This window comes from Streptomyces sp. NBC_01723 (genome assembly GCF_036246005.1).
Classification (GTDB): Bacteria; Actinomycetota; Actinomycetes; order Streptomycetales; family Streptomycetaceae; genus Streptomyces.
Genome location: NZ_CP109171.1, coordinates 6,528,447 through 6,548,103, shown reverse-complemented (window position 1 = coordinate 6,548,103; position 19,657 = coordinate 6,528,447). Strand labels below are relative to the sequence as shown.

At 73.6% G+C, this 19,657-nt stretch carries 14 protein-coding genes; 5 read left to right on the top strand and 9 right to left on the bottom strand.

Annotation, left to right across the window (positions count from 1 at the left end):
- Positions 1 to 11: 11 nt before the first annotated feature.
- Positions 12 to 1,259 (bottom strand): SAV2148 family HEPN domain-containing protein, encoded by a 1,248-nt coding sequence (locus OIE75_RS30760; protein ID WP_307015734.1) that lies wholly within the window; start codon positions 1,257 to 1,259, stop codon positions 12 to 14.
- 355 nt (positions 1,260 to 1,614) lie between these two features.
- On the opposite strand from OIE75_RS30760, the gene glgX reads away from it, so the two are divergent.
- Together glgX and treY are read left to right on the top strand one after the other, a co-directional pair.
- Positions 1,615 to 3,732, top strand: a complete 2,118-nt coding sequence (gene glgX / locus OIE75_RS30755) for a glycogen debranching protein GlgX (RefSeq protein ID WP_329472879.1) — start codon at positions 1,615 to 1,617, stop codon at positions 3,730 to 3,732.
- Between the two features lie 93 nt (positions 3,733 to 3,825).
- Positions 3,826 to 6,246, top strand: a complete 2,421-nt coding sequence (gene treY, locus OIE75_RS30750) for a malto-oligosyltrehalose synthase (protein ID WP_329472878.1) — start codon at positions 3,826 to 3,828, stop codon at positions 6,244 to 6,246.
- A 7-nt stretch (positions 6,247 to 6,253) separates the two neighbouring features.
- On the opposite strand, the gene OIE75_RS30745 is transcribed toward treY, so the two are convergent.
- Both OIE75_RS30745 and OIE75_RS30740 read right to left on the bottom strand, forming a co-directional pair.
- Positions 6,254 to 7,579, bottom strand: coding sequence for a M14 family zinc carboxypeptidase (locus tag OIE75_RS30745; RefSeq protein WP_329472877.1), 1,326 nt, complete (start codon positions 7,577 to 7,579; stop codon positions 6,254 to 6,256).
- Between the two features lie 204 nt (positions 7,580 to 7,783).
- On the bottom strand, positions 7,784 to 8,335 hold the full coding sequence (locus OIE75_RS30740; protein WP_307015730.1) for a DUF1707 and FHA domain-containing protein: 552 nt from the start codon (positions 8,333 to 8,335) through the stop codon (positions 7,784 to 7,786).
- A gap of 248 nt (positions 8,336 to 8,583) precedes the next feature.
- On the opposite strand from OIE75_RS30740, the gene treZ reads away from it, so the two are divergent.
- The gene (gene treZ, locus OIE75_RS30735; protein ID WP_307015729.1) at positions 8,584 to 10,329 is read left to right on the top strand and encodes a malto-oligosyltrehalose trehalohydrolase; all 1,746 of its coding nucleotides are present in this window, start codon (positions 8,584 to 8,586) and stop codon (positions 10,327 to 10,329) included.
- A gap of 32 nt (positions 10,330 to 10,361) precedes the next feature.
- Here treZ and OIE75_RS30730 read toward each other — a convergent pair whose 3' ends face one another.
- Positions 10,362 to 11,306 (bottom strand): aminoglycoside phosphotransferase family protein, encoded by a 945-nt coding sequence (locus OIE75_RS30730; RefSeq protein WP_307015728.1) that lies wholly within the window; start codon positions 11,304 to 11,306, stop codon positions 10,362 to 10,364.
- 54 nt (positions 11,307 to 11,360) lie between these two features.
- Positions 11,361 to 12,491 carry an aminopeptidase P family protein gene (locus tag OIE75_RS30725; protein ID WP_329472876.1) on the bottom strand — a complete coding sequence of 377 codons (1,131 nt, stop codon included), beginning with the start codon at positions 12,489 to 12,491 and terminating at the stop codon, positions 11,361 to 11,363.
- 170 nt (positions 12,492 to 12,661) lie between these two features.
- Here OIE75_RS30725 and OIE75_RS30720 point away from each other — a divergent pair, with 170 nt between their 5' ends.
- Entirely contained in the window at positions 12,662 to 13,414 is a 753-nt protein-coding gene (locus tag OIE75_RS30720; RefSeq protein ID WP_307015726.1) for a metallophosphoesterase, read from the top strand.
- Here the strand turns inward: OIE75_RS30720 and OIE75_RS30715 are convergent.
- From OIE75_RS30715 to OIE75_RS30700, 4 genes are all read right to left on the bottom strand, one after another.
- Positions 13,407 to 14,000: a PDZ domain-containing protein gene (locus OIE75_RS30715; protein ID WP_307015725.1), complete on the bottom strand. Its 594-nt coding sequence runs from the start codon at positions 13,998 to 14,000 to the stop codon at positions 13,407 to 13,409. The genes OIE75_RS30720 and OIE75_RS30715 overlap by 8 nt on opposite strands.
- Positions 14,001 to 14,075: 75 nt before the next feature.
- Positions 14,076 to 16,268, bottom strand: a complete 2,193-nt coding sequence (gene cyc2, locus OIE75_RS30710; RefSeq protein ID WP_329472875.1) for a germacradienol/geosmin synthase Cyc2 — start codon at positions 16,266 to 16,268, stop codon at positions 14,076 to 14,078.
- 95 nt (positions 16,269 to 16,363) lie between these two features.
- Positions 16,364 to 17,572, bottom strand: coding sequence for a damage-control phosphatase ARMT1 family protein (locus tag OIE75_RS30705; RefSeq protein WP_329472874.1), 1,209 nt, complete (start codon positions 17,570 to 17,572; stop codon positions 16,364 to 16,366).
- Positions 17,573 to 17,603: 31 nt separating this feature from the next.
- The gene (locus OIE75_RS30700) at positions 17,604 to 18,251 is read right to left on the bottom strand and encodes a ScbR family autoregulator-binding transcription factor (RefSeq protein ID WP_122618297.1); all 648 of its coding nucleotides are present in this window, start codon (positions 18,249 to 18,251) and stop codon (positions 17,604 to 17,606) included.
- Between the two features lie 329 nt (positions 18,252 to 18,580).
- Here OIE75_RS30700 and OIE75_RS30695 point away from each other — a divergent pair, with 329 nt between their 5' ends.
- A complete protein-coding gene (locus OIE75_RS30695; RefSeq protein WP_329472873.1) occupies positions 18,581 to 19,594 on the top strand; it encodes a substrate-binding domain-containing protein in 1,014 nt (337 codons plus the stop codon).
- Positions 19,595 to 19,657: the final 63 nt, after the last annotated feature.

Here is a 19,657-nt window from a genome sequence, read left to right as displayed (position 1 = left end):
AGACAGGACCTTCACGACACCGGCCGCGAATCCGCCCACATCAGCTCGAACTCCTCACGATAGGTGGGGAAGAGTCCGCCTTCGTCGATTTCGTCCGCCTTCACCACCCTGCCGCCGCCCCGCCCGTTGCGCAGGACGAGGACCGGTGCCTCCATCCCCCGCGTCCGGCGCAGATAGGACTGCACGACCGCGATGCCGTCGGCGCCGTCCCCGTCGACGAGGTACGCGGTGAAGCGAGGCGTCTCGTCGAAGACCTGGATCTCGAACGCCCCCGGGTCCCGCAGCCGGGCGCGCACCCGGCGCATGTGCAGGATGTTCATCTCCACGGACCGGCTCAGCTCGCCCCGCTTGATGCCCAGTTCGCGCTCGCGGCGCTTTATGGCGCTGGAGGCCGGGTTCAGGAAGAGCAGCCGCACCCGGCCGCCGGACTCGGCCAGCCGCAGCAGACGGCGGCCGGAGAAGTTCTGGACGAGCAGGTTGAGGCCGATGCCGAGGGCGTCCACGCGGCGGGCCCCGCCGAACAGGTCCTCGGCCGGGAACATGCGCAGCAGCCGCACCCGGTCGGAGTGGACGGCGACGACGTCGGCGTAGCGGTCGCCGACCAGGTCCTCGACCGCGTCCACCGGCAGCCGGCGCGCGGACGGCACGTCGCCGCCCGCGCCGAGGACCTCGAGGAGTCGTGCCGAGGCCCGCTCGGCCTGGCTCAGCACCGCCTCGGACAGCGCCCGGTTGCGGGAGACGACGTTGCGGGTGACCTCCAGCTCGTCCAGGGCGAGTTCGACGTCCCGGCGCTCGTCCACGTAGGGCTCGAAGCAGGGCCAGTGCTGCACCATCAGCTCGCGCAGCTGGGGCAGGGTGAGGAAGCTGAGGACGTTGTCGTCGGCCGGGTCCAGCAGGTAGCCCTTGCGGCGGCTGACCTCGCGGACCGCGACGGCGCGCTGCACCCACTCCTGGCCGGCGGGCCCGGCCGCGGCGACCACCCAGTCGTCGCCGTGGACGGGCTCGTAGATCGGCCTCAGGACGGCCGCCACGACCGCGCGCAGCCGCTGTTCGACGAGGTTCAGCCAGATGTAGGCGCGGCCGGCCCGCTGGGCGCGGGTGCGCACCTCGTGCCAGGCGCCGCCGTCCCAGTCCAGTTCCGGACCGATCGCGCCCGCGTTCATCGGCCGCGCCAGGGACACCGCACCGGGCGGGACGTCCGTGGAGTTCTCCTGGTGACCGTCGTCACCAGGAGGCAGCTCCAGCCCTCCCGAGCCCACCCGTGTACCGCCTTCCGCTCCCCCGGACGCTTCCCGGGGACACCCCGTCCCAACGATCAAGGAAGGGTACTCCGGGAGCGGTCCGCGGTGCAGCCCGATGGACGGGCCGGTTTTCCCAACCTCCTTGATCCACCGGCCCGTTCCGGGTCGCACCCCACGGGCGAGTGAGCGGAGTCATAGCGGTGACGTGGCCGGGTACGGGGAAGACTTCCCCGCGCCCGTCCCGCGGCGCGTGTGGAGCAGAACGCCGAAGGGTGGGTAGGGAGACGTACGTGCTAGGTGGTCGCCTCACTTTCGGGGAGACTCGCAGCCAAGGCGTCCGCACCGGCGCCCCACACCTGAAAGAGTCGTGTTCATGCAGGTCTGGCCTGGAGAGGCGTATCCACTGGGTGCCACGTACGACGGCGCCGGCACCAACTTCGCGGTCTTCACGGAGGCCGCCGACCGAGTAGAGCTGTGTCTGCTGCACGACGACGGTTCGGAGACCGCCGTCGAACTGCGGGAGAGCGACGCGTTCGTGCGGCACGCGTACCTGCCGGGCGTGATGCCGGGGCAGCGGTACGGCTACCGCGCGCACGGCCCGTACGCGCCGGAGCACGGGCAGCGCTGCAACAGCGCCAAGCTGCTCCTCGATCCGTACGCGCGTGCGATCAGCGGCGCGGTGCAGTGGGGGGAGGAGGTCTACGGCTACCACTTCGGCGAGCCCGAACGGCGCAACGACCTCGACTCGGCCCCGCACATGATGACGTCGGTCGTGGTCAACCCGTACTTCGACTGGGGCGACGACCGGCGCCCCCGGACGGAGTACCACCACACGGTGATCTACGAGGCGCACGTCAAGGGCCTGACCATGCGTCACCCGGGCCTGCCCGAGGAGCTGCGCGGCACCTACGCGGCCCTCGCGCACCCGGCGCTGATCGAGCACCTCACCGAACTGGGGGTGACCGCGCTGGAGCTGATGCCGGTGCACCAGTTCGTGAACGACCACCGCCTGGTGGACATGGGGCTGAACAACTACTGGGGCTACAACACCGTCGGCTTCTTCGCCCCGCACAACGCGTACGCCTCCTGGGGCGACCGCGGCCAGCAGGTGCTGGAGTTCAAGTCGGCGGTCAAGGCGCTGCACGAGGCCGGGATCGAGGTGATCCTGGACGTGGTCTACAACCACACCGCCGAGGGCAACCATCTGGGCCCGACGCTGTCCTTCAAGGGCCTCGACAACGCCTCGTACTACCGGCTGACCGACGACCCGCGCTACTACATGGACACCACGGGGACCGGGAACTCGCTGCTGATGCGGTCCCCGCACGTACTCCAGATGATCATGGACTCGCTGCGGTACTGGGTCACCGAGATGCACGTCGACGGCTTCCGCTTCGACCTCGCGGCCACCCTGGCCCGGCAGTTCCACGAGGTGGACCGGCTGTCGTCCTTCTTCGACCTGGTGCAGCAGGACCCCGTGGTCTCGCAGGTGAAGCTGATCGCCGAGCCCTGGGACGTCGGCGAGGGCGGCTACCAGGTGGGCAACTTCCCGCCGCTGTGGACCGAGTGGAACGGCAAGTACCGGGACACGGTGCGCGACCTGTGGCGCGGCGAGCAGCGCACGCTCGCGGAGTTCGCCTCCCGGCTGACCGGCTCCTCCGACCTCTACCAGGACGACGGGCGCCGCCCGCTGGCCTCGATCAACTTCGTGACCTGCCACGACGGCTTCACCCTGCACGACATGGTGGCGTACAACGACAAGCACAACGAGGCCAACGGGGAGGAGAACCGGGACGGGGAGAGCCACAACCGCTCCTGGAACTGCGGCGTCGAGGGCGACACCGACGATCCGGCGGTCCTGGAGCTGCGGGCGCGGCAGATGCGGAACCTCACCGCCACCCTGCTGCTCTCCCAGGGCGTCCCGATGATCAGCCACGGCGACGAGTTCGCGCGCACCCAGCGGGGCAACAACAACGCCTACTGCCAGGACAACGAACTGGCCTGGCTGGACTGGCCGGACGGCGAGGAGGCCGCCCCCGGGCTGCTGGAGTTCACGCGGGCCATGGTGTGGCTGCGCAAGGACCACCCGGTCTTCCGCAGGCGCCGCTTCTTCCACGGGCGCCCCGTGGAGGGCACCCGCGACGAGCTGTCGGACATCGCCTGGTTCACCCCGGAGGGCGCGGACATGACGCAGAAGGACTGGAACTCCGCGCGCGCGTCGGCGCTGACCGTCTTCCTGAACGGCAACGCGATCTCCGAGCCCGGTCCGCGCGGGGAACGCGTCACGGACGACTCGTTCCTGCTGATGTTCAACGCCGCGCCCAAGACGCTGGAATTCGTGGTGCCGGTGGACCACGGCCGGCAGTGGGAGGTGGTCGTGGACACCGCGCTCCCGGAGGGGGTGCCCTCGGGGACCGGGCCGAAGGTGCAGGCCGGGGACCGGCTGACCCTGGTGGACCGCAGCCTGGTGGTGCTCCAGCGGCCCGTCTAGCGCGGGCGCGGGGCGCCCGCGCGGCGTGGACGCCCCTCACCCGTGCAGGGGGCCGGTGACACGAAAGGCGGCGGGGCGGGTACGTAGCTCTGCATGACACCTGAGCGACCCGACCCGGTGACGTCCACGGCCCCCTCCTCCGCTCCCCGCGCCACCTACCGGCTCCAGCTCCAGCCCGACTTCCCCTTCGCCGCCGCCTCGGCGGCCGTGCCGTACCTGGCCTCGCTCGGCGTGTCCCACCTGCACCTGTCGCCGGTGCTGGAGGCGGTGCCGGGGTCGGGGCACGGCTACGACGTCGTGGACCACGCGCGTGTGCGCGCGGAACTGGGCGGCGAGGAGGGGCTGCGGGCCCTGTCGCGCACCGCGCGGGAGCACGGTCTCGGCCTGGTGGTGGACATCGTTCCCAACCACATGGCGATGTCCCCCCGGCACAACGGCGCCCTGTGGGACGTGCTGCGCCAGGGTCCGGCGTCGCCCCACGCGCGGTGGTTCGACATCGACTGGGAGGCGCAGGGCGGGCAGCTCCTGCTGCCGGTGCTCGGCGCTCCCGTCGGCGAGGTCCTCGACCAGCTGTGCGTGGACGGCGACGTACTGCGCTACCACGAGCACGCCTTCCCGCTGCGGGACGGCACCGCGGACCTGCCGCTGCCGCAGCTCCTGGACGCCCAGTGGTACCGCCCGGTGTGGTGGCGGCTCGCCCGCACCGAGCTGAACTACCGGCGCTTCTTCAGCATCTCGGAGCTGATCGGCGTACGCGTGGAGGACCCCGAGGTGTTCGAGGCCACGCACGGCACCGTCCTGCGGCTGCTGCACGAAGGGGTGATCGACGGGCTGCGCGTCGACCACCCCGACGGCCTCGCGGACCCCGGCGCCTACCTCAGGCGGCTGCACGAGGCGAGCGGCGGGCGGTGGACGGTGGTGGAGAAGATCCTCGCGGACGGGGAGCGGCTGCCGGCCGTGTGGCCCGTCGCGGGCACGACCGGATACGACGCCCTGCGGCACGTCGACGGGGTCTTCACGGACCCGGCCGGGTACGGGGAACTGCTGGGGCACTACCGTGCGTTCGCCGCCCCCCGGGAGGACCTGGGCGGGGACTGGGCGGCGACGGTGCGGCGGGCTGCGTACCGGGTGCTCGGGCACGAACTGGCCACCGAGACGGACCGCCTGACCCGGGTGGCGCACCGCCTGTGCGTCGCCTCGCCGGAGCCCGCGCTGCGCGACCGGTCGCCCTGGGCGCTGCGCACGGCGCTGTGCGAGCTGCTGGTGCGCCTGGAGGTGTACCGGCCGTACGGCGCCGGGGACGCGGCGTCCGTGGTGACCGAGGAGGCGGCGGCCGAGGCGCGCGCCGTCTTCGCGGTGCCGGAGGAGGCCGGCGCGGTGGACGTCGTACGGGACCTCGTGCTGGGGCGGTACGGCGACGGGCCGGAGCACGCGGAGTTCCGGGACCGGTTCGCGCAGACCGCGTCGGCGCTGCGCGCCAAGTCCGTCGAGGACACCGCCTTCTACCGCTACGTGCCGCTGCTGTCGGCGACGGAGGTGGGCGGGAACCCGGGCGGTCCGGCGCTGTCCCCGGAGCGGTTCCACGCCTACTGCGCGCGCGTACAGCGCGACTGGCCGACGACGGGCACGGTCGTCTCGACGCACGACACCAAGCGCAGCGCCGACGTGCGCGCCGCGCTGGCCGTGCTCACCGAGTGCCCCGAGCGGTGGGCGGACGTCCTCGCGGAGGTCACCCGTACCGGCGGGGACGGGCCCGACGCGCAGCTGGCGTGGGCGGCCTGGCAGACGGTGTTCGGGCTGGGCCCGGCGGACGGTGAGCGGGTGCGGGAGGCGCTCCTGAAGCACGTCCGCGAGGCGGGGACACACACCAGCTGGACGGAACAGGAGCCGTCGTACGAGGAGGCGGTGGCGGCGTTCGTGGCGGCGGGGCCGTGCGGCGCACCGGGCGAGCGGGTGGCCGCGCTGCGCGACTCCCTGGCGCCGCACATCCGGGCCAACGTCCTCGGCACGGCTCTCACCCACCTCACGATGCCGGGCGTGCCGGACCTGTACCAGGGCACCGAGCACGAGTACCTGGCCCTGGTCGATCCGGACAACCGGCGGCCGGTGGAGTTCCCGGCCGGCCCGCGGGGGCACGGAGGGCCGACGGAGCCGGGGGCGTCCGGCGAGAAGGCGGCCGTGACGCGGGCGGCGCTCGCGCTGCGCGCCCGGCGGCCCGGTGCCTTCGGCGACACGGCGACGTACGAGCCGCTGCCCGCCGAGGGCCCGGCGGCGGCGCACTGCCTGGCGTTCGTGCGCTCCGGGGAGACCGTCACGGCCGTCACCCGGCTGTCGCTGCGGCTGGCGGAGGCGGGCGGCTGGGGCGCCACGACGCTTCCGCTGCCGCCGGGCCGGTGGGCCGACGCGCTGGCGCCGGAGAGGGAGTTCAAGGGGCACGCGCGCGTGGCGGACCTGTTCGCGGTCACACCGGTCGCGCTGCTGGAACGGGTGGAGGGCACCGGTCAGGACGGCTGAGGCGGGGTCACTCCCGGTGCACGGGCACGGCGGCCTCGGAGCCCCACCCGGGCTCCCCCGACCGTAAACGCGCGGTGGGGCGCCGTCCGGCCAGTGCGAAGGCGGCGAGGACGACCCGGGTCTGGTACTCCGCCTGGCGTGCGATCGGTATCCAGCGGGCCGCGCAGCCGTCGCGGTAGTCGGCGCAGCCCTCGTCGACTAGCCGGTCCAGTTCGGGCAGGACGCCCGCCGGGTCGCTCCCCGCGCGGGTCACCAACTGGTGCAGCAGCCCCGCGGTGCGCAGGGCCAGGCGCCGCCCGGCCAGGCGCAGGGCGACCAGGTGGGCGGTGCTCATGGGCGGCAGCGAGCGGCCCGACCCGTCGTCGGTGTCGGGGTCCCAGGCGTCGGCGAGCCGCGGGCAGACCAGCAGGTAGTCGTCGACCGGGGCGAGCAGGTGCGCCGCCTCCGGCACCGCGGCCAGGTGCGGCCGGACGCGGGCGAGGACGCGCTGCAGGCGCCGCGTGTCGTGCCGCAGGGCGCGGCTCACGGCCCGCAGCACCCCGTCCCGGTCGGCCGGGAGCGTGCCGTCGGCGACGGCGGCGACCCCCCACATGGGCGCCTCGACGACCGCGGTGACCGTGCCGTAGCGCCCCGGGTGGCACCAGGTCGAGTCGACGGCGGCCTCCGTGATGGCCGCGGTGAGGTCGCCGCGGCGGGGCGGCGGTATGCGGTAGACGGCGGGGCCGAGGTCGGGCCAGTACAGGGTGTCGTAGGCGCCCAGTTCGCGGGGGATGCCGAGCCTGGCGGCGGCGTGGGCGATGCGCTGGGCCATACCGGGGAGGTCGTGGGTCAGCTCGACGAAACCGCCGCCGACGTCGACGCCGTGCAGGGAGCACTGGAGGAAGGGGCGCAGTTCGTCCTGGAGGGCGAGCAGGGTGCGGGTCTCGGGCAGGGTGGCGCGGTCCGGGCCGTCGGGCAGCCACTCGGGCTGCTCCAGGAACCCGGGCCGGAAGAAGTTACGGGCGTAGCGGCCGAGGGTGTACGGGCCGGACAGCCAGCCCTCGTTGCGGCGCAGCCCGTCGGGGTCGGCGCAGAGGAGCAGGTTCCAGGTGGCGTCGGCGCCCTCGGTGAGCCGGGGGTCGGCCGCGGCCCGCTCGGCCAGCCGGAGGGCGGTGGCGCCGCCCACGGGCTCGTTGGCGTGCGGTCCGGCGACGACGAGGACGTGCCGTCCGCCGTGGCCGACGGAGAGCAGCAGCAGCGGGGTGCCCGCGCGGGAGGTGCCGACCTGGCGCAGCCGGGCGTGTCGGGGATGGCGGGCGACGAAGGCGGCGGCCCGGGCACCCAGCTCGTCCACGGTCGGATAGCGCAGGAGGGGCGGCAGGGCACACCTCCACGAAGTGGGCCGACGGTTCACCTGACGTGCGCGGTGTACGCACAGTCAGTCACGACTTGGGGGGTACGTCAACACCACGCAACGCAAAGGGAAGTACGCCACGGAACACCGCATGACAAAGCGTGAAGCCCAGGCCAGTGGTGTGCACGGGCTCGTCCGCCGCCCTCAGTTCACCGCGAGGCGGAAGGCCATCCGGCCGAAGCCGATCTGGTCGCCCTCGCGGACGACGGCCGCCGCGATGACCCGCCGTCCGTTGACCGTGGTGCCGTTGGTGGAGCCGAGGTCGCGCAGGACCCACATGCCGCCCTGGCGGCTGAGTTCCGCGTGCACCCGGGAGACCGTCTCGTGGTTCAGCCGCAGGCCGCTGGAGGGGTCGCGCCCTATCCGCAGCGGGTGGCCGGTGGCGGGATGGGGCAGCAGCAGCTTGGGCAGCCGCTCGGCCCGCCAGGCCCTGCCGAGCCGCACGCCGAACCCGGACACCGCCTCGACGGTGCCGAACACGAACCGGGACAGCCGGCCCTCGGTGGGCAGGTCGGCGGTGAGCGGGGCCAGCTCCTCCAGACGGCGGGCGGCGAGCGCCAGTTCCATCCGGCGCACGAACGTGTCGTGCGACAGCCGCCCCATGACGACGCCGTCCCGGAGCAGGTTCAGCGCCTTGTCGCGCTCCGCGTCGGACAACCGCGCGGGGTGCGTGGGGAACTCGAAGGACGACGTCACACAGGTGATTGTCGGTCAGCCGCGCCCGAGGTGTCCAGAAGACGGCCGGACGGGACGACACCGACGGCGGGCGTCGACATTCCCCAGCGGACCGCTCCCCCATGAAGGACCATGGACGGGCCAGGGGCTGTCGTTCGGATCGGGCCGCAGGGAAGTGCGTGACTGGTCGACCCCGCGTCTGCGGCATGGTCCGAACGACAGCCCCTGAATCACGTGAATCACGGTGAGCAGACGAAGGGGAACCGTCCGTGCAGTTCGAGGTGTGGGCACCACAGGCCGGCCGAGTGACGCTGGAGTGCGACGGCGCCACGCGCGCGTTGGAGCGCGATCCCGAGCGGCCGGGATGGTGGTGCGGGGAGAGCGAGGCGGGTGACGGCTCGCGGTACGGCTTCGCGGTGGACGACGGGCCGGTGCTGCCTGACCCCCGCTCGCGACGGCAGCCGGACGGACCGGACGGGCTCAGCGCCGTCGTCGACCACGGCCGGCACGCCTGGCGCGCCGAGTGGGCGGGGCGGCCGCTGCCCGGCGGCGTGCTGTACGAGCTGCACGTGGGCACGTACACGCCCGAGGGCACGCTCGACGCGGCCGCCGAGCGGCTCGGGCATCTGGCCGAACTGGGCGTCACGCACGTCGAGCTGATGCCCCTGTGCCCCTTTCCGGGCCGGCACGGCTGGGGGTACGAGGGTGTCTCGCTGTGGGCGGTGCACGAGCCGTACGGCGGGCCCGAGGCGCTGAAACGGTTCGTCGACCGGGCGCACGAGCTGGGCCTGGGCGTGGTCCTGGACGTGGTGCACAACCACCTGGGCCCGTCCGGCAACTACCTGCCCGTCTTCGGCCCGTACTTCACCGACACCCACCACACGCCCTGGGGCGTCGCCGTCAACCTGGACGCGCCCGGCTCCGACGAGGTGCGCGCGTACCTCGTGGACAGCGCGCTGGCGTGGCTGCGGGACTACCGCATCGACGGCCTGCGCCTGGACGCGGTGCACGCCCTGGTGGACACGCGCGCGTCCCACTTCCTGGAGCAGCTGTCGACCGCCGTGGACGACCTCGCGGCCGACCTGGACCGCCCGCTGTTCCTGATCGCCGAGTCCGACCTCAACGACCCGCGGATCATCACCCCGCGCGCGGAGGGCGGTCTGGGCGTGCACGCGCAGTGGAACGACGACTTCCACCACGCCCTGCACACCGCGCTGACCGGGGAGTCGCAGGGCTACTACGCCGACTTCGCGCGCGACCCGCTGGCGGCGCTGGCCAAGACGCTGTCCCGGGGTTACTTCCACGACGGCACCTACTCCAGCTTCCGCGGGCGCGGTCACGGCCGTCCGCTGGACCGCGGGCGGGTGGCCGCGCACCGGCTGACCGGCTACAGCCAGACCCACGACCAGATCGGCAACCGCGCCCGGGGCGACCGGCTCGCCGCGCTGGTCTCCCCCGGCCTCGCGGCCTGCGCGGCCACCCTGACGCTGACGGCGCCGTTCACACCGATGCTCTTCATGGGCGAGGAGTGGGCCGCCGGGACACCGTGGCAGTTCTTCACCGACCACACCGACCCGGAGCTGGCCGAGGCCGTGCGGAACGGCAGGCGGCGGGAGTTCGCCGCGCACGGCTGGAAGGAGGAGGACGTGCCCGACCCGCAGGACCCGGCGACGCGCCGGCGCTCCTGCCTCGACTGGTCCGAGCCGGAGCGCGAGCCGCACGCGCGCGTACTGGACTGGTACCGGCGACTCATCGCCCTGCGCGCCGAGCAGCCGGACCTCACCGACCCCGACCTCGCCGACACGAGGGTGGCGTACGACTCCGGGGCGCGCTGGCTGGCCTTCCGGCGCGGCGACATCCGGGTGGCCGTCAACCTGGGCCCCGAGCCGGCTCTCATCCCGCTGGGCAGTCGCCCCGCGCGCGTGCTCGCCGCGTGGGAACCGGTGGAGGGACCGGGCGCGGACGGGATACTGCGAGTGCCGGGCGAGTCGAGCGTGGTGCTCGAACAGCAGTGACGGGACTCGGCGTCGCTGCCGGGGCGGCTCGCTCAGGCGGGCGCGTCGCCCTTGCCGTCCCCGTCGTCCTCGCGCAGCTCCGTCACGCGTTCCAGCAGGATCGGCTCCCAGGCGCGCCGCAGCCGCGTCCTCAGCAGGGGCAGGGCGGTGGCGGAGCGGCCCGCGAGGGCGTCGGCGAGCTGGACGGCGGTGTCGCAGCGGGCCAGCCACAGGCCGCGCAGGCAGGGGCGGGCGCCGTACCCGGCGAGCGTGGCGGCGCGCACCGCGGCCGGTGAGCCGACGGAGAGCGCGAGTCCGGCGATGTCCTCGGCCGGGTCCCCGACGACGGCCTCGGTCCAGCCGAGGACGCCGCGGACCCGGCCGTCGGCGCTGACCACCAGGTGCTCGCCGGTCAGTCCGTGGTGGACGAGGACGGCCGCACCCGGCTGTGCGCCGAGCTGGGCGGCCGCCTGCCGGGTGAGCCGCTCCGGACGCGTGGCGTCGAACTCGTCGGCCTCGGCGAGGCGTCCGGCGGCCCGCTCGGCGATCCCGCGCAGCGCCTCCAGGGAGCGCGGGGCGGACCGGGGCACGCCGAGGGTCTCGGCCTGGCGGACCGGCACCTCGCGCACGGCGGTGAGCAGCGCCGCGAGGTCCGCCTCACCCAGCGCGGACACGTCGTGGTCCTCGCCCGAACCGCCGGGCACCTTGGCGTCCAGCGTGTAGGTCAGTCCCGGCGCCCACTCGCCGTGCGCCACGCTGGTGGGCACCGCGACGGGCAGGTACGGCCGCACCAGTTCGCGCAGGCGCAGCTCGCGGCGCTGGCGTACGGCCGCGTCGCGGTCGGGGGCCAGCCGCAGCACGTGCCGGGTGCCGACCCACCAGGTGGCGGGTCCCGTGCCCGCGGCTACGGGCCGTACGTCGGGTCGTGTGCTCCCGCCCAGCAGGGAGCCGACCAGTCGGCGGACGGTGTCCGCGGTGGGTGTCGGTGCCTGGGTCATGGTCGCGCCGTCGTCCTCCGGGTCGCCGGGGCGGTCGGGTCCTTCTGTCGCCGGTCACTCCACCACGACCAGCTCCCGGGTGGTGTCGTTGAAACGCCGGCCGCCGTCCTGCGTGACGGTGACGATGTCCTCGATGCGTACCCCGAACCGGCCGGGCAGATAGACGCCGGGCTCGACGGAGAAGCACATGCCGGGCACGAGGGGCCGCTCCTCGCCCTCGATCATGTACGGCGGTTCGTGCGTGGTGACGCCGATGCCGTGCCCGGTGCGGTGGATGAAGTACTCGCCGTACCCGGCGTCGGCGATGACCGCGCGGGCGGCCCGGTCGACGTCCTGGCAGGCGGCGCCGGGCCGCACCGCCCGGAAGCCCGCCTCCTGGGCCTCGCGGACCAGGTCGTGCACCCGGCGCTCCTCGTCGGTGGGTTCGCCCACGTGGACGGTGCGGGAGGTGTCCGAGCCGTAGCCGTCCTTCAGGCCGCCGAAGTCGAGGACGACCATGTCGCCGTCCTCGATGACACGGTCGCCGACCTCGTGGTGCGGATTGGCGCCGTTCGGGCCGGAGGCGACGATGGTGAAGTCGACCTGGGAGTGGCCGAAGCCCAGCAGCAGGCCGGCGAGGTCGGCGGCGACCTCGGACTCCCGGCGGCCGCCGAAGCGGACGGCGCGGATCTCCTCGAACGCGGCGTCCGCCGCCGCGCCGGCCGCCGCCAGCAGATCCAGCTCCGCCGCGTCCTTGACGGCGCGCAGCATGGGCAGCGCCTCGGTGAGGGAGGCGTAGGAGGTGCCGGGCAGGGCGCTCTGCAGGGCCAGCAGGTGCATCGCCCAGGCGTTGTCGCTGATGCCGAACCGCCCGGATCCGTCGAGGAGGGCGGCGGTGGCGGCGTAGGGGTCCTTGCCGTCGGTCCAGTCGCGCAGGGTGAGGGCGGGTGCGCCGGTCGCCTTCGCCGCGTCGGGGGCCTCCAGCGTGGGGACGACCAGCACGGGGTCGCGGCCGGGGGCGAGCACGAGCAGCGTGAGCCGTTCGGTGTCCGCGGTGGGCGCGTAGCCGGTGAGCCACACGAGGTCCGGGCCCGGCGCCACCAGCAGCCCGGCGAGACCGGCGTCGGCGGCGGCGCCCGCGGCGCGCTCCATGCGGGCCCGGTAGTCGTCGGCGGTGAAGGAAGCGGCGGGCCTGCGGCCGGTCATCCGGGCCTCCCTGGGCGAGAGAGTGAAGGAACCACGGGCAGCATCCTGCCCGCAGCGAGGGGGCGGCGCGAGCCGATTGGCATTGATCGACCGACCTGGCTAATGGTTTTATGCGTGGCAAGCATTAAACAAGGGGGGCGTGCCGTCCGGGCGCCCGAAGGAGGGGCACCGTGCTCGTACTCGCGCACATCAGCGATCTTCATCTCGACGGGAGCCCGCGCTCGACCGAGCGCGCCGCGCGGGTCCGTGACCACCTGTGGGGACTGCCGGGGCGGGTGGACGCGCTGCTGGTGACCGGCGACATCGCGGACCACGGCGCCGAGGCGGAGTACGAGGAGGCCGCCGCGCTCCTCGGGCTGCGCGACGGCACCGCGCCGTTCCCCGTGCTGACCTGCCCGGGCAACCACGACGTCCGCGCCCCCTACCGCAAGGCCCTGCTGGGACTGCCCGCCGCCGACGGTCCGGTCAACGAGGTGCGTGTCCTCGCCGGCGGCGCGGTGCTGATGTGCGACTCCAGCGTCCCGGGGAGCGACGAGGGGGAGCTGGACGAGGAGACGTACGGCTGGATCGAGTCGACGCTCGACGGACTCGGCGACCGCCCGGCGCTGCTCGCCTTCCACCACCCGCCGACGCCCCTGCACCACCCCCTGCCCGACGCGTACCCGCTGCGCCGGCCCGAGCGCCTCGCCGCTCTGCTGGAACGGCGGCCCCGGGTCGCCGGGCTGATCACCGGGCACGCCCACACCCCCGCCGCCACCGTCTTCGCCGGGCGGCCCGTGATGGTCGGCCCCGGGGTGACCTGGACCCTGCGGCTGCCCTGGGAGGGCGAGCAGGTCGCGGACCGGGACGCGCCGGTCGGGCTGGCCTACCACGTGCTGGACGACGCCGGACGGCTCACCAGCCACTTCCGCACCGTCACGTGACGACACCCGGTACGGCCGTCAACTGCTGGTAGCCGCCGCTCTCGTGGCGGACGGTGATCTTCACGTCCTTGCCGGGCCGCGCGCGGGCCACCGCCCGTGCGAGATCGGCGGCCGAGTCGACGCGGGTCGTGCCGAACACCAGCAGCACGTCGCCCCGGACCAGCCCCGCCGCGTACCCGGGGCCGGGCACGTGGACACCCACGACCAGGGCTCCCGGCTTCTCGTGGTCCACGGCCTCCACGCCGAGGGTCGCGGCGGCCCGCGCCGGGGAGGGGGACGCCGCCGACGGGGGCGCCGGGGCGGTGAGGGAGCCGGTCCGGCCCCCCGCCCCCGGTCCGGGCGCCGCCGCTCCCGACCGCTGTTGCAGTGCGGCGAGTTCGCTCATGCCGATCACCGTGGCGCCCACCGTGCCCAGTCCCACGCCCGCCAGGACCAGCACGGTCGCGGCGAACACGCCGAGCAGCACGGTGGTCAGCCGCCGACGGCGCCGGCGCCCGGCGTGCGGACGCCGGGGGCCGTCGGGGTCGGTGCGGGCGGCCGGTTCCCGGCCGGGCATCGGTTTGGGCCGCAACGCTGTCTGTTCCATGGATCGCCTCCGGCAGGTGCTCTACCCGGCGCACCGGCGCGTGACGAGCCACGAACGAGTGAGACTGAGCGTCGGTCAGGGCATGGACACGAGGGTCCCCCTGGGCACGGGCGAGGGCAGGGGCGGGGCCGGGATCCGGTCGGGGAGGAAGCCGTGGGTACGTCCCGCCAGGTACTCGGCCTTGTACCGCGGGACGCTCCGGTGCCAGTTGAGGATGCCGGCCATCCAGTTCTGCAGGTCGGTCACGTAACCGCGCATGACGTCCCGGGCCTCGTCGGAGAGCTGGAAGTCGTCGTACACGACGGGCAGTTCGTGCGCGACGACGTGCTCGAACTGGCGCATGCGCTGGTTCATCAGGTCCTGTACGACCCGCAGGGCGGCCGGGTAGTCGACGCCGAAGAAGTTCTGCACGACGAGGACCGCGTTGTGGACCTCGCCCTCGTACTCGATCTCCTTCTGGTACGAGAAGACGTCGTTGAGCAGGCACGCGTAGTCGATCGCCGCGTTCTCCAGCGAGCGGACCGGACCGCTGCGGTAGACCTCGGGCGGTACGGCGGGCCCGTGTCCGGCGCGGCACAGGCCCAGGGTGAGGTCGGAGCCGAAGGTGGCGCGCCGCATCTCCAGGTAGTCCACCGGGTCGGGGACCCGGTTCTGGATCTGGTTGGCCAGCTCCCACAGCCAGGCCTCGGTCATCTTGTCGACGGCCGCTTTGAGGGGGCGCCGCTCGTCGGGCGTCATGCCGGCCGTCGTGCGCGCCCAGAGGTCGATCAGGGAGCGCTCCATGGCGTTGCCGGGCGGCGGGACCGGTTCGCCGTCGAGCGGCATGCAGGCCGAGAGCCGGGCCGTGGTCAGCCGGGCGGCGGCCAGGTCGCGGCGGTGTCCGTAGACGAGCGGGTAGTAGTCGTCGCCGTAGGTCCCGAAGGCCAGCCAGTCGGAGGCCAGGTCGAGCTGGTCCTGGGTGGCGTCCGGGTCGAGACCGGCGGCGCACAGGGGGAGGTCGCAGCTCGCGAGCTTGTCCTCGTCCCACACGCCCTCGCCGAGGATGCCCATCCGGTGCGACCACGCGAGCAGATGCCGCCGGGAGCCCTCCAGGGCGGGGCTCAGCTCCAGCGGGTACGGCATGCGGATGTCGGGGATGACCGACGGGCCGACCTTCTGGAAGGGGACGTACGTGTAGGGGCGGGCCCGCTGGGCGACCGCGGCGGCGAGCAGCGCGCCGACGTCCGCGGCTGAGGTGCCGGGTCCGGTGAGCGCCTGCCAGCCGGCGGCGGGCCTGGCCCCCTTGTTCATGTACCGGCTGGAGCGCATGTGCCATTCGTGGCCGCCGGACTGCCAGTCCTGGAGGCCCTTGGCGTAGGCCCCGACGGCGGCGACCTCGGGCGGGGCGAGTCCGTTCTCCAGGGCCACCGCGGGCACTTCGGTGAAGGCGGTGTGCTCGAACTGGTGCAGGCGGGACGTGAGGACGTCGTTGACCAGTTCGGCGGCCTCCTGGGTGGTGCAGCCGAAGAAGGTCTCCAGGACCAGCACCCCGTTGCTCAGCTCGCCCTCGTCCTCGACCTCGCGCTGGTAGGAGAAGAGGTCGTTGCGCAGGTGCACGCCGTCGGAGAACGTCTCCATCAGCACCCGGAGCGGCCGGGACCCGGCGACGGCCGCGGGCACCTCGGCGGTCGCGTACTCCACGAGCCCCGCCGACCAGGGGGCGCCGCCGACCTTGCGGCGCATCTCGATGTACTCGACGGGGTTGGCGATCCGCCCCTCGTTGATGTTGGACAGCTCCCACAGGGACTCATTGAGCAGGTGCTCGGTCGCGACGGCGAAGCGGCGGCGCCAGTCGGCCGACATCGCGGGCACCGTGCGGGTCCAGAGGTCGGCGAGACCTGCCTCGACCGGGTTCTCCGGCTCGGGCATCCCGGTGGTGAGGTCGAGCGGCATGAACAGCGGCAGCCGGTCCAGGTGGGCCTTGCCGCCGACGCGGTCCTGGGTGCGCTTGAACCGCTCCAGGAAGTGGTCGTCGAAGAAGAAGACCCACACGTACCAGTCGGTGATCAGGGAGAGCGTCGGCCCGTCGCAGTCGGGGTGGGTGTAGGCGCAGAGCAGTCCGTAGTCGTGTGCGTCGAGGTCTGACTGCTCCCAGACCTCGGAGCCCTCCAGCATGCCCATCTCGCGCGCCCAGGCCGTCGAGTGGGCGCGGGCCTCGTCGAGGTGCGGGTTGAGCCGCGCGGGGTGTGGCAGGTAGAAGTGCGGGAGTTCGAAGGGCTGTTGCGTCATGGCCCGGCCCTACCCAGGGCTCCGAGGGCGCATCCGCCCGGCGGCACATGATCACACCATCGCGTGAAAGAGCGCGGAACGCGGGAACTTCGCGCTCAGGTCCTGACCTGGATCAGGGCGTGCGTCCCGCCGGTCCGCCAGCGCCGCTCCCCGCCGGACTCCAGCGCCGCCTCGGTCTTCTCCGACAGGCCGGTGATCACATCGGACTTGAGGGTGCGCAGGGCGGCGACCGGACCCGGGAAGTACGCGGTGACGTCCGCGAAGGGCGTGGTCGGCGGCCACCACCGGTCGCCCACCAGGCGGCGGTAGTTCAGGTCGCCCTTGAGGACGGTGACGGTGGCCGCGGCGAACTCCGCGCGCAGGTCGTCGGGCATGTCGGCGTACGGCAGCGGGGCGCAGGAGAACGGGTGGGCGCGGACGGTGACGTGCCCGTCCCGCAGCGCGGTCCACAGCCGCCGCCCGTACTCCTCGGCCGCGCCGCCCGCCGCCACCAGCCGCCGCAGCGCGTCGAGCACGTCGGTGGGCGTCGCGTCGGAGACGTAGTACGGGTGCGGCTTGACGTGCAGGACGGCCCGGTCGACACGGCCCTCGGCGAGCAGGTGGGAGACGAGGAGCAGGTCGGGGACGAGTTCGCGGCCCGCGTTGTCGGCGACGAGGCACAGAGTGCTCGGTCCCGCCGTGCCCGGTCCTTCGGAGGGCGGGAGCAGGGACCACAGGGCGTCGCTGTCGTCGCACACGAGGGCCTCCACCTGCTCCCCGGTGCCGGTGCCGCCCTCGGAGAGGCGGAAGCCGAGGTCCGCCCGGTTGCCCCAGAGCGAGCCGTGCAGCAGGGCCCGGGTCCGCTCGTCGGCGGGCAGGCCCGCGAGGCCGTCGAGCGCGGCGAGTTCCTCGTCCGTCGCGGGGTCGTCGAGTTCGGCGAGCTTGGCCGGCCGGAAGGGGTCGACGCCCTGCCAGGTCCCGGGGGCGAAGTAGCCGACGGCGTCGAGGAGCCGGCGGTAGAAGTGGCTCTCGGCCCACAGCCAGGGCACGTCGTACCAGGAGCGGCCGGCGTACGCGTCCAGGCCCCACCGCGCCCAGCGGTCCCGGTCGCGGGGGTCGGCGTCGGCGGGCAGCGGTTCGATCACGCCGTCGGCACAGCTCGCCAGCAGCGCGTCGAGGGCGCGCAACCGTTCGGGGCCGTAGGGGAACGCGTCGCGCACCTGCCGGACGACGGCGGGGTGCCGGTCGGCGAGCACACCGTGCGGGAAGGACCCGGGCTCGTCACCGAGGATGACGGGGGCGGGCGCGGACGGGGTGTCGGGCATGCGCCTCACCGTACCGCGCGGGCCGGTCCGTTCAGGCGGAGGCTGTCTCGCGCTCCAGGCGCGCCGCGAGGGTGACGTAGCGGGCGCGGCGGGTCACCGGCACCATGCCGCGGATGAGGATGTGCCACATCTCGGCCAGGCGGCGGGGCTGGCGCCCGGCCGGTTCCAGGGTCCCGCTGACCACGCGGGTGCCGACGATGGAGCAGACGAGGGTGTGGGCGACGGAGTCGACGTCGATGTCCGGATGCAGGTCGGACTGCCGGACGGCGTCGAGGAGCCGGGAGGTGGCGATCTCCCGCCACTCGGTGAAGGGGTGCGGCAGCGGCGGCCGTACCGGCACGCCCGCGGTGGCGAGCCGCAGACCGGCGCGGAGCACCGGCCCCTCCTCGCACAGCCGGGCCATGCCGAAGGTGAGGCGCATCAGCGCCTCCAGCGAGGTGTAGCCGCGCCCGCCCAGGTCCGTGGCGAGTTGCCGCGAGGTCCTGGACTGGATCTCCATGATGGCGTGGGCGAGGTCTTCCTTCGCCGCGAAGTGGAAGTACAGGGCGCCCTTGGTGACCCCGGCGTGGGCCACGATCTCGCTCAGGCTGGTCGACTCGTAGCCGTGACGGTCGAACAGGTCGGCGGCGGCGCCGACGATCGTCGCGCGGGTCTGCTCGGCGCGTAGCTGCCTCGCCATCGGCTGAACTCTCCTGGGCTGGAACGCAACAGGCCGTGCGGCCTGCCTTTACCCCCTGTACACGATAACTCACCGATAACTGACCGTCAGATAGTCCTCCTTGTGAACCCCTGGAGCGGACGTCGAGGAGCACCGTTCGCCACCTGTCCCGTTCATCACGATGCGGCACCGACAACTCACACCTGGTCGCTGGTCACTTGACTACCAGCGGTCACTCACGGTTTGCTCCGGCCAGGCGAGATTCACCCGGTTGGCGCAGCGACACGTGGCTCCGGGCCATCTCGCCCCGTTCCTCCTGCTCGGCCGCACAGCGAGGTGCCCCCACCCCCATGAGTACTTCTCTCCCGCCCACCCACTCCCCCGGCCCGCTGCGCGCCGCGGCCCTCGCCGCGGCCGTCTGTCTGCTGACGGCCGGCTGCTCCGCCCTCGGCGGGGACGAGGACGGCTCGACGGCGGACGCCGCCGGCGGGTCCGGCGCCGACCGGATGAAGGTCGTCATGGTCACCCACGGCGGCGAGGGCGACGCCTTCTGGGACCGGGTGCGCAAGGGCGCCGAGGCGGCGGCGGCCAAGGACGGCATCGACCTGACGTACGCGGGCGACGCCGACACCGCCGGCCAGGCCGACCTGGTGCGGGACGCGGTCCGCGACAAGGTGGACGGCATCGCCCTGACGCTGGCCAAGCCGCAGGCGATGAAGGCGCCGGTCGCCGAGGCCAAGGCGGCCGGGATCCCCGTGGTCGGCCTCAACTCCGGTATGGACGCCTGGCGGTCGTCGGGACTCCTGGAGTACTTCGGACAGGACGAGAGCGTGGCGGGCCGGGCCGTCGGCGACAAACTCAACGACCTCAAGGCGAAACACGCCCTGTGCGTCATCCACGAGCGTGGCAACGTTGCCGTGGAGGCCCGCTGCGCCGGTGTGAAGAAGACGTTCAAGGGCGAGACCGAGATGCTCTACGTCGAGGGCACCGACATGAAGGCGGTCGGCGCCGCGGTCACCGCGCGGCTGCGCCAGGACCCCAGCATCGACGAAGTCGTCACGAACGGCGCGGCGTTCGCGCTCACCGCGGTCAAGTCGGTCGACGAGGCGGGCAGCAGCGCCCACGTCGCCACCTTCGACCTCGACAACGACCTGGTCGACGCCGTCAAACGGGGGGACGTCCAGTTCGCGGTGGACCAGCAGCCGTATCTGCAGGGCTATCTCGCGGTGGACGCGCTCTGGCTGTACCGGACCAACGGCAACGTCAGCGGCGGCGGAGTGGCGCCCGTGCTGACCGGCCCCGCGTTCGTGACCCGCACGAACGCCGACACGGTCGCGAAGTTCGCCGCGGGCGGCACCCGGTGACCGGGCCCCGCGGCCACCGGCTCGCCCGCACCTCGAACATCCTTCCCCGATGATCGCCTAGGA

Excerpts from the sequence above, each read along its gene's own strand:
- glgX (WP_329472879.1), top strand. The coding sequence starts at position 1,615 with ATGCAGGTCTGGCCTGGAGAGGCGTATCCACTGGGTGCCACGTACGAC.
- treY (WP_329472878.1), top strand. The coding sequence starts at position 3,826 with ATGACACCTGAGCGACCCGACCCGGTGACGTCCACGGCCCCCTCCTCC.
- OIE75_RS30730 (WP_307015728.1), bottom strand. The coding sequence starts at position 11,306 with ATGACCCAGGCACCGACACCCACCGCGGACACCGTCCGCCGACTGGTC.
- OIE75_RS30725 (WP_329472876.1), bottom strand. The coding sequence starts at position 12,491 with ATGACCGGCCGCAGGCCCGCCGCTTCCTTCACCGCCGACGACTACCGG.
- OIE75_RS30715 (WP_307015725.1), bottom strand. The coding sequence starts at position 14,000 with ATGGAACAGACAGCGTTGCGGCCCAAACCGATGCCCGGCCGGGAACCG.
- cyc2 (WP_329472875.1), bottom strand. The coding sequence starts at position 16,268 with ATGACGCAACAGCCCTTCGAACTCCCGCACTTCTACCTGCCACACCCC.
- OIE75_RS30705 (WP_329472874.1), bottom strand. The coding sequence starts at position 17,572 with ATGCCCGACACCCCGTCCGCGCCCGCCCCCGTCATCCTCGGTGACGAG.
- OIE75_RS30700 (WP_122618297.1), bottom strand. The coding sequence starts at position 18,251 with ATGGCGAGGCAGCTACGCGCCGAGCAGACCCGCGCGACGATCGTCGGC.
- OIE75_RS30695 (WP_329472873.1), top strand. The coding sequence starts at position 18,581 with ATGAGTACTTCTCTCCCGCCCACCCACTCCCCCGGCCCGCTGCGCGCC.